Origin of the sequence: Poseidonocella sp. HB161398 (assembly GCF_005870025.1) — a bacterium.
Taxonomy (GTDB): domain Bacteria; phylum Pseudomonadota; class Alphaproteobacteria; order Rhodobacterales; family Rhodobacteraceae; genus Mangrovicoccus.
Map to the genome: position 1 here is coordinate 1 of NZ_VATA01000201.1, position 1,892 is coordinate 1,892.

General features: G+C 66.5%; 2 pseudogenes. Both read right to left on the reverse strand.

Features of this window, described 5'->3' with window-relative positions:
• A pseudogene (locus FGX59_RS36690) lies at positions 1-1,051 on the reverse strand (transposase); the annotation flags it as partial.
• Positions 1,052-1,204: 153 nt separating this feature from the next.
• Positions 1,205-1,664 (reverse strand): annotated as a pseudogene (locus FGX59_RS36695) (hypothetical protein); the annotation flags it as partial.
• Positions 1,665-1,892 lie beyond the last annotated feature (228 nt).

The window sequence follows — 1,892 nt, forward strand, 5'->3', positions numbered from 1 at the left end:
GAATTGGCGTCATGGCAGGCGCGCGTGTCATAGGCGTCGCCAGCGGTGCTCGACCCGGTTGCGCATCCGCTGGCACCGTCTGGGGTGACTGCGGCAATCTCCCCGTCTGCCGGGATCTGGGCGAGCAGGTCCGGCAGCATCCCTTGCCGGTTCGCCCGGACCGGTGGCGCTCACCGGCTCGACATCGCCGACATTGCCGGAGGTGACCTCGTCCGCCCGGATCTCCAATCGCCGTCGGGGAAACGGTCCCCCGGACGGTTTCCTGATCCTCCTCCATCTCGCCTGTGCCGGGGTGGATCTTGCGCCATGAGCGGGCCGCGCCACCGGTCCGAGCGGCACCGCGACTGCGCCGCTTGGAGCCGCCATGCGTGCGCCTGTGCCGTGCTGCGCGCTTTCGCGGCGCCGCCGGGGCCACGGTCCTCCGCACCCTTCGCCCTCGACCTTGATGCCGTTCGGCATCGTCCTCGGACCGATGGCGGTCGATGCCTCATTGTCGACAAGCAGGTGAAGCGCCCTCTTGGAGCCGCGATACGAGATGAGGACATCCACGGTCCGACGGGCTTTCGCGGCGCCACTGGCGCCGCGGTTCCGTCTCGCTCTGGCCGCGCGACAGGGTGCTGAAGTCCGGCGCCGACCACCCGAGCCTGGACAGGTCCGGCAGGCGCGCCATAAAGCCGCGCGCCGTCGCCATCCTTGCTCGGACCGATGGCGCAAGCGATGGCAAATCCTCGGACCAATGGCGGAAATCGCACGCCCTGCCGGAGCGGCAGTCCGAGGAGGAGCTTGAGGGTCAGGCAGGCCTGGATCGCATTCGTCCGGGAAATGATCCCCCGGATCAATTTCTGATCCTCCTCATTCGTTACAGGACTGCTGGCGACCAAAACGTCCGGACAGCACCGCTTCCCACTGCATCGAGGGATCGAACCAGACGGTCAGCGATCCGCGCTGCCTCAGCGCCTCGCTCGCCGTTGCGCTCGGACCGGTGGCGCGCAACCGCTCGCTAGCTTTTCCAGTTGGTCGTCTTGTATGTCGTCTTCGGAGGTCTGCCCATGTTGCCCGGCTAGAATGCTGGATTCACGAGATTAATCCCCCTGGATTTGCGCAAAATGCCCCGTCGTATCGATCTGGCAACGAAAAAAGCTCGGAACGGCATTTTTGCAGAAGTCGGTTTTAGGGCGCGATGCCCCTTTCCCGTCTGAGGTGAGGCCACGCGTTCGATCTCGGCGGTGCCGAGGGCGTTGAAGCGGTGCATGAATGAGCGGCAAGCGCCATCGGTCCGGGCGCAGCCGCGACTGACGCGGATGTGGATCTCGGCGGTCTGGCGGTCGTGGTCCCTCGAGGCGATGCGCTCGCCGAAGGATTTCAGGTTCCGCATCCCGGCCTCGATCCGGCTGCAGACATGATAGCCGGACCACTTCTTCCAGAGTGAGCCGGAACCGTGGCGCCAGTAGCGCCGCGAAAGTCCGGCGAACGCGGCCGAGGTGCCAGGGATGTCGTTGCGCGCCAGCGCAGCCGGGCAGTCCGCCGTCCACAGCCGGCCGTTTTTCCTGATGGCAGCGAGGGCATGAGTGCCACCGGTCCGAACGAATGCCCGAGCGCCCTGTGCCTCCGCGCGCGAGGATCGCCGCATGGCACCGCCTTGTGTCGAAAGCGTCGCCAGCGGTGCCCGGAGTTGCCCATCGAGGCGCCATCGGTTCGAGCCCGATGGGCGACGGCGAGGCGGGATGGCGCGGCTGGACTGGCCGGTGCCTGACTTCTCCACGCTCGGCCGACGCCAAAAGACGATTGCCGTTGACCTGAGCCCCGACAATCCTCCGAATTAGCGGAGAGTCCGCAAGTTGGATCTTGGGCCTACGCGGCGCGCATTGCCAGCCCCTTCTTTGCCGCGAACT